The sequence below is a fragment of the Acidovorax sp. HMWF029 genome (genome assembly GCF_003060895.1).
GTDB lineage: Bacteria > Pseudomonadota > Gammaproteobacteria > Burkholderiales > Burkholderiaceae_C > Acidovorax.
Genome location: NZ_QAIH01000282.1, coordinates 1 through 7,352 on the forward strand (window position 1 = coordinate 1; position 7,352 = coordinate 7,352).

Consider the following 7,352-nt stretch of genomic DNA (forward strand, 5'->3'; position numbering starts at 1 on the left):
CTGGTGGGGCGGGTGGTGGGGTCTCTGGGGTGCTCATGGCGCCAAGCATACAGACTGAGGGCAGCCCCGTCGTTTGCGACGGGCATGAATCCAAGCAGCGTCAACGTGGATCAGCTCGGGGCGAGTCAGGCTGTGCGCTGCAGATGGTTCTCGCGCTGGAACAGTTCGGCCGTCCAGTCCACAAACGCGCGGACCTTTGCACTCAGGTGGCGGTTGGGCGGATACACCACATACACCGGCAGCGGTGGCTGGGTCCAATCGGTCAGCAGCTGTACCAGCATGCCGTTGTGCAGGAGCCGCTCCGCCTGGTAGCTCGTGATCTGGCCAATGCCCAGGCCTGCCACGATGGAGGTTACGTAGGCATTGCTCTCATTCACGCTCAGCTGGTAGGGGCCTGTGATATCGATGGATTCGGAGTCTTTTCGAAACTCCAGCGGGTAGTGCCGGCCGCTTTGCGGAGAAAAATAGATCACGCTGGTGTGCTTTTCCTCGATCTCCAGCGGATGGGTGGGTGTGCCCTTGCGCGCCAGATACTCGGGCGATGCCACTGTGATGAACTCCAGGTTGCCCACCCGCCGTGCCACCAGAGACTGGTCGCTCAGCTCGCCACCGCGAATCACGCAATCCACGTTGTCTCCGATCAGGTCCACGATGCGGTCGCTCACCCCCAGATCCACCTGGATGTCCGGGTACCGCGCATGGAACTCCGCCAGGTTGGGAATGATGAGCAGCTGCGCCACCGACGTTCCGACATCGATGCGCAGGCGCCCGCGCGGGTTGGCGCGCGCGTTGGTCATGCTGGCCTCGATGTCATCCAGGTCGGTCAGCAGCCGCACTGTGCGGTCGTAGTAGGCCGCGCCGTCGGGCGTTACCGTCACGCGGCGTGTGGTGCGGTTGAGCAGCTTCACGCGCAGGCGCTCCTCCAGCGCCTGCACATGCTTGGTCACCGTGGCTTTGGGCAGCGAGAGCGAATCCGCTGCCCGGGTAAACGTGCCGGCCTCCACCACCCGCACGAATATGCGCATGGCCTGAATCTGGTCCATGGCTTCTCCTTGAGTCTTCAGCACCCAGATTGGGTGCTGAAGAATTCTCACACGGGCACCGCAGTTTGATTGTTGAGCTTTTGGAAACAGTGCGGTGGTGTTTGACCTGTTTATCAGAAAGGCCCAAGCCACTACATTTCATCCATCGTCAACCGACCTTTCATCTATCCACCCACCTACTGGGTACCTGCCATGCAGCCCGACCACCCGTCTTCGTCATCTTCGCCATCGCAGCCTGCTGCGGCGCCCGCCAAGGCGTCCGGGGCGGCTTCGTCTGTGTGCGCCGATTCCACCATTGAGGTGGCCCAGGGGCAGGACGTGGCGGTGCGCATGTATGGCCGCAAGAAGACCGGTCAGGCATCACCGGTGGTCGTCCACTTCCACGGCGGGGCCTTCATGTCGGGTGACCTGGACAATGGTTGTACGGTCGCCTCGCTGCTCGAGAGTGCAGGGGCCGTGGTGGTGTCGGTAGCGTATCCGCTTACGCCCTTTCCGCAGCCGGTGGACACGGGTTACGGCGTGCTCAAGTGGGTGCACAAGCACCGCACCAAACTCGGTGGGCAGGGGGCTGCCGTGTACCTGGCAGGCGAAGAGGCTGGCGGCAACCTGGCGGCTGCTGTGGCACTGATGGCACGCGACCAGTCTCACCCCCCGCTGGCGGGGCAGATTCTGCTGTCGCCCATGCTGGACCCTTGTGTTGGGACTGCATCGCTGCGCGAGGCGACGGGTAATTCCACGGGCTGCAAGTGGACCGAAGGCTGGCGCAACTTTCTGCGTTGCCCGCGCGATGCCGAGCATCCCTATGCCGTGCCTGCTGGTGCACAACGCCTGGCAGGGCTGCCTCCCACGCTGATCCTGGTGGGCGACACCGACCCCATGCATGACGAGGCGCTGGCCTACGCGGCCCGACTGGAGGCGGCAGGCCTGCCTGTCACCCGCCATGTGTTCTCCAAGAACCCGCAGTGGCCCGATGCCCTGCTGCAGACGGGTTCGCGTGACTGCCCTTGTGCGGCAGGTGCGCAGGAGCAGTTCCGTCAGTTCTTCGCTGCCACGCGATGTCCGGTGCCTTCCTGACTGCCCCTGACACCCTCTCATACCCCTGAAAGCTGCTGACCTCCGCTGTGGCGGAGGCAGAAAAACGCGGGCTCGGCGCGAGCCCCATTCCCGTTTTGCACCTTGATTTCCGGCCCGGCGTGCCGGAGGGTAAACGCTTGCCCGGCGTTGTCCTGCCTGCACGTTCCAGAGGTCACGCCACCCATTCAAACGACACGGAGGAAAGAACACACCATGCATGCATCCCTGATCCCGTTGGTTTGCGGCCAGCGTCACAGCGCAGTCGACCGCACCGACTTTTGACCGTGGCAAGCAGGCCGCCCTGGTGTTTGTCGCCGGGGTATTGACCTTTCCACCTTGTCATTGCCGAGACTTCATTCCGCTCCCTTTGCATTGACACCTGCCGAGCACAGCCCGCAGGCGCCAGCGCACTGCGGACAAGCTTCAAAGCGTGCTCCACAAGGGCACCCCTACTGATCGAAAGTGACCATGAACTTCCCATCCCTCTCAAGGTTCTCCCAGCGCCGTCCCCTGGGTCTGGCCACCCTTGCCACGGCCGTGACGGCCACTGTGGCGGCTGCTGTTTTGGTGTTTCAGGCTCCCGTGGCGCAGGCGGATAACGCCCCTGCTGCGCCGCCCGCCATGCCGGTGTCGGTGGCTGCCGTGCTGCAAAAAGACATCGCCCTTTGGGACGAGTTTTCCGGCCGACTTGAAGCCGTGCAGCGCGTCGATGTGCGCCCCCGTGTGTCCGGTGCCGTGCAGGCCGTGCATTTCCGCGAAGGTTCGCTGGTCAAGCAAGGCGATTTGTTAGTGACGGTAGACCCCGCCCCCTACGCCGCCGAAGTGGACCGCGCCGAGGCCCAGGTGGTCGCCGCGCAGGCCCGCCTGTCGTACACACGCAGCGAACTCGAGCGCGCCACACGCCTGCTGGAAGAAAAAGCCATTGCCCAGCGCGAGCATGACGAGCGCCTGAACGCCCAGCGCGAGGCCGATGCCAACCTGCGCGCCGCCCAGGCCGCTCTGCAGACCGCCAAGCTGAACCTGGGCTACACCCAGGTGCGCGCCCCGGTGGCAGGCCGTGTGGGCCGCATCGAAGTCACCGTGGGCAACCTGGTGGCGGCTGGTGCGGGTGCCCCCGTGCTGACCACGCTGGTGTCGGTGAGCCCCATCTACGCGAGCTTTGATACCGACGAGCAGATCGTGGTGAAGGCGCTGGCTGACCTGCAAAGCGGCCAGCGTGGCCACAGCGCGCGCCAGCTCATCGAACGTATTCCCGTGCAGATGGGCACCGGCACTGCGGGCAGCACGCCGCATGTGGGCAAGTTGCAGCTCATCGACAACCAAGTGGACGCCCGGAGCGGCACGGTGCGCGTGCGCGCCGTGTTCGACAACGAAGACGGTGCTCTCATGCCTGGCCAGTTTGCCCGCATCCGCATGGGGCAGGCCCGCAATACGCAGGCGCTGCTCATCAACGAGCGTGCCGTGGGCACCGACCAGAACAAGAAGTTCGTGATGGTGGTGGGCGAGGGCAACAAGGCTGAGTACCGCGAGGTCACCCTGGGCGCGCCGATTGACGGTCTGCGCGTGGTCACCTCGGGCCTCAAGGCGGGCGAGAACATCGTCGTCAACGGCCTGCAGCGCGTGCGTCCCGGTGCCGTGGTGGCCCCCCAGCCCGTGCCCATGACCGCGAAGGCCGAGTTGGTGAGCGACCCCAAGGAAGCCAAGAACAACAGCAAGTCGCCCGCTGCTTGAGCGAGAGTGACTCACGGAATTTGAATCTATGAACCTCTCCCGATTTTTCATCGACCGCCCCATCTTTGCCGGGGTGCTGTCGGTGCTCATCTTCCTCGGGGGGCTCATCGCATTGCGCGGTCTGCCCATCTCCGAATACCCTGAAGTCGCGCCGCCCTCCGTGGTGGTGCGCGCCCAGTACCCGGGCGCCAACCCCAAGGTGATCGCCGAGACTGTGGCCACGCCGCTGGAGGAATCCATCAACGGCGTGGAAGGCATGCTCTACATGGGCAGCCAGGCCACCACCGACGGCGTGATGACGCTGACGGTGACCTTTGCTCTGGGCACCGACCCCGACAAGGCCCAGCAGCTGGTGCAGAACCGCGTCTCGCAGGCCGAGCCGCGCCTGCCCGAGGAAGTGCGCCGCCTGGGCGTCACCACCGTCAAGAGCGCGCCAGACCTGACCATGGTGGTCCACCTGGTCTCGCCCAACAACCGCTACGACATCGACTACCTGCGCAACTACGCCGTGCTCAACGTGAAGGACCGCCTCGCCCGCATTGGCGGCGTGGGCCAGGTGCAAATCTTTGGCGGTGGCGACTACTCCATGCGTGTGTGGCTCGACCCGCAAAAGGTCGCGCAGCGTGGCCTCTCGGCCAGCGACGTGGTGGCCGCCATCCGTGGCCAGAACGTGCAGGCCGCTGCGGGTGTGGTGGGCGCATCGCCCGGCCTGCCCGGCGTGGACTTGCAGCTGTCCATCAACGCACAGGGCCGCCTGCAGACCGAAGAAGAGTTCGGCGACATCATCGTCAAGACCGGTGCTGATGGTGCGGTCACTCGCCTGCGCGACATTGCCCGCCTGGAGCTGGGCGCGGCCGACTACTCGCTGCGCTCGCTGCTCAACAACGACCCGGCCGTGGGCATGGGCGTGTTCCAGGCACCGGGCTCCAACGCGCTTGACATCTCGGCCAATGTGCGCAAGACCATGGACGAGATCCAGAAGAACATGCCCGAAGGCGTGGAGTACCGCATTGCGTACGATCCCACACAATTCGTGCGTGCCTCGATCCAATCGGTGATCCACACGCTGCTCGAAGCCGTTGCGCTGGTGGTCTTGGTGGTGATCCTTTTCCTGCAAACCTGGCGTGCGTCCATCATCCCGCTGCTGGCTGTGCCGGTGTCGGTGGTGGGCACGTTTGCCGTGCTGCACCTGCTGGGCTTTTCGATCAACGCGCTGAGCCTGTTCGGGCTGGTGCTGGCCATCGGCATTGTGGTGGACGACGCCATTGTGGTGGTAGAGAACGTCGAGCGCAACATCGAGGCGGGCCTGACCCCGCGCGAGGCCACCTACCGCGCCATGCGCGAGGTGTCCGGCCCCATCATCGCGATTGCGCTGGTGCTGGTGGCGGTGTTCGTGCCGCTGGCGTTCATCAGCGGGCTCACGGGGCAGTTCTACAAGCAGTTCGCGGTCACGATTGCGATCTCCACGGTGATCTCGGCGATCAACTCGCTGACCCTGTCGCCCGCGCTGTCGGCGCTGCTGCTCAAGGGCCACAACGAGCCCAAGGACGCACTCACGCGCGGCATGGACAAGGTGTTTGGTGGCTTTTTTCGCGGCTTCAACCGTTTGTTCCACCGCGGCTCCGAGGCCTACAGTGGCGGCGTCAAGCGCGTCATCGGCCGCAAGGCGCTGATGTTCGTGATCTACCTCGCGCTGGTGGGTGCCACGGTGGGCTTGTTCAAGATCGTGCCCGGCGGCTTCGTGCCCGCGCAGGACAAGCAGTACCTGATCGGCTTTGCGCAGTTGCCCGACGGCGCCACGCTGGACCGCACCGAGAACGTGATCCGCCGCATGGGCGAGATCATGAAGGAGAACCCGAACGTCGAAGACGCGATTGCCTTCCCCGGCCTGTCGATCAACGGCTTCACCAACAGCTCCAACTCCGGCATCGTGTTCGCCACGCTCAAGCCCTTTGCCGAGCGCACGCGCGCCGACCAGAGCGGTGGGGCTGTGGCGGGCCAGCTGAACCAGGCGTTCGGCAGCATCCAGGACGCGTTCATCGCCATGTTCCCGCCGCCCCCCGTGGCGGGCCTGGGCACCACGGGCGGCTTCAAGCTGCAGATCGAAGACCGCGCATCGCTGGGCTACGAAGCCATGGACAACGCCGTGAAGGCCTTCATGGGCAAGGCCTACCAGACGCCCGAGCTGGCGGGGTTGTTCACCAGCTGGCAGGTCAACGTGCCGCAGCTGTACGCCAACATCGACCGCACCAAGGCGCGCCAGTTGGGTGTGCCGGTGACGGACATCTTCGACACGCTGCAGATCTACCTGGGCAGCCTCTACGCCAACGACTTCAACCAGTTCGGCCGCACCTACAGCGTGCGCGTGCAGGCCGATGCGGCCTACCGGGCGCGGGCGGAAGACGTGGGCCTGCTCAAGGTGCGCTCCACAACGGGTGAGATGGTGCCGCTGTCGGCCCTGATGAAGATGGAGCCTAGCTTCGGCCCCGAGCGCGCCATGCGCTACAACGGCTACCTCGCGGCGGACGTGAATGGCGGCCCTGCGCCCGGTTATTCCTCCGGCCAGGCGCAGGCGGCCATCGAGCGCATCGCCAAGGAGACGCTGCCCCAGGGCATCACCTTCGAGTGGACCGAGCTGACGTACCAGGAAATATTGGCGGGCAATTCGGCTGTGCTGGTGTTTCCGCTGGCCATCCTGCTGGTGTTCCTGGTGCTGGCCGCGCAGTACGAAAGCCTCACGCTGCCCATCGCCATCATCCTGATTGTGCCCATGGGCATCCTGGCCGCCATGACCGGCGTGTGGCTCACCAAGGGCGACAACAACGTGTTCACGCAGATCGGGCTCATCGTGCTGGTGGGGCTGTCGGCCAAGAACGCGATCCTGATCGTGGAGTTTGCGCGCGAACTGGAGTTTGCTGGCCGCACCCCTGTGCAGGCCGCCATCGAGGCCAGCCGCCTGCGGCTGCGCCCCATCCTGATGACCTCGCTGGCCTTTGTGATGGGTGTGCTGCCCCTGGTGCTGTCCACCGGCGCGGGCGCCGAGATGCGCAGTGCCATGGGCGTGGCGGTGTTTGCCGGGATGATCGGGGTGACGGCCTTTGGCCTGTTCCTCACGCCCGTGTTCTACGTGCTGCTGCGCAAGCTGGCGGGCAACCGCCCTCTGGTGGAGCATGGCGCGCACGTGGCGCCTATCTCGCAGGCGCCCCACGGGGGTGGCATGGGCCAGCCGGTGCTGGCTGCGCCCCGCAAGGAGCACGAATGATGCTCACGACCACAACCACCTTTGTGGCCCTGAATGCTCGCTCCACGAAGTCCACGCTGCCGGTTGCAGCGGGAGCATCGGCTGGGGCAGGAGATCAACCATGACCGATTTGCTATTGAAGAAGAACTCCACCGACAGTGCCCTTGCCGTGCGCAAGCGCAGCCTGCTAGCGCCCCTGGCCGCCGCCCTGGTGCTGGCCGGTTGCATGACCCAGCCCGTGGCCCCCGCCCCGCATGCGGGCG

4 protein-coding genes are annotated in these 7,352 nt (G+C 65.3%); 3 read left to right on the forward strand and 1 reads right to left on the reverse strand.

Translation table 11 applies throughout. The features are described 5' to 3' along the window. Nucleotides 1–125: 125 nt before the first annotated feature. Entirely contained in the window at nucleotides 126–1,043 is a 918-nt protein-coding gene (locus DBR12_RS19590) for a LysR family transcriptional regulator (RefSeq protein ID WP_108618765.1), read from the reverse strand. A 192-nt stretch (nucleotides 1,044–1,235) separates the two neighbouring features. On the opposite strand from DBR12_RS19590, the gene DBR12_RS19595 reads away from it, so the two are divergent. From DBR12_RS19595 to DBR12_RS19605, 3 genes are all read left to right on the forward strand, one after another. Continuing rightward, on the forward strand, nucleotides 1,236–2,117 hold the full coding sequence (locus DBR12_RS19595) for an alpha/beta hydrolase (protein WP_199226732.1): 882 nt from the start codon (nucleotides 1,236–1,238) through the stop codon (nucleotides 2,115–2,117). Between the two features lie 468 nt (nucleotides 2,118–2,585). Beyond that, on the forward strand, nucleotides 2,586–3,848 hold the full coding sequence (locus DBR12_RS19600) for an efflux RND transporter periplasmic adaptor subunit (RefSeq protein WP_108618766.1): 1,263 nt from the start codon (nucleotides 2,586–2,588) through the stop codon (nucleotides 3,846–3,848). 28 nt (nucleotides 3,849–3,876) lie between these two features. After that, complete coding sequence (locus DBR12_RS19605; RefSeq protein WP_108618767.1) at nucleotides 3,877–7,110, forward strand: efflux RND transporter permease subunit; 3,234 nt, start codon at nucleotides 3,877–3,879, stop codon at nucleotides 7,108–7,110. Nucleotides 7,111–7,352 lie beyond the last annotated feature (242 nt).

Coding starts and splice junctions, on each gene's coding strand:
- DBR12_RS19600 (WP_108618766.1), top strand. CDS start 2,586: ATGAACTTCCCATCCCTCTCAAGGTTCTCCCAGCGCCGTCCCCTGGGT.
- DBR12_RS19595 (WP_199226732.1), top strand. CDS start 1,236: ATGCAGCCCGACCACCCGTCTTCGTCATCTTCGCCATCGCAGCCTGCT.
- DBR12_RS19590 (WP_108618765.1), bottom strand. CDS start 1,043: ATGGACCAGATTCAGGCCATGCGCATATTCGTGCGGGTGGTGGAGGCC.
- DBR12_RS19605 (WP_108618767.1), top strand. CDS start 3,877: ATGAACCTCTCCCGATTTTTCATCGACCGCCCCATCTTTGCCGGGGTG.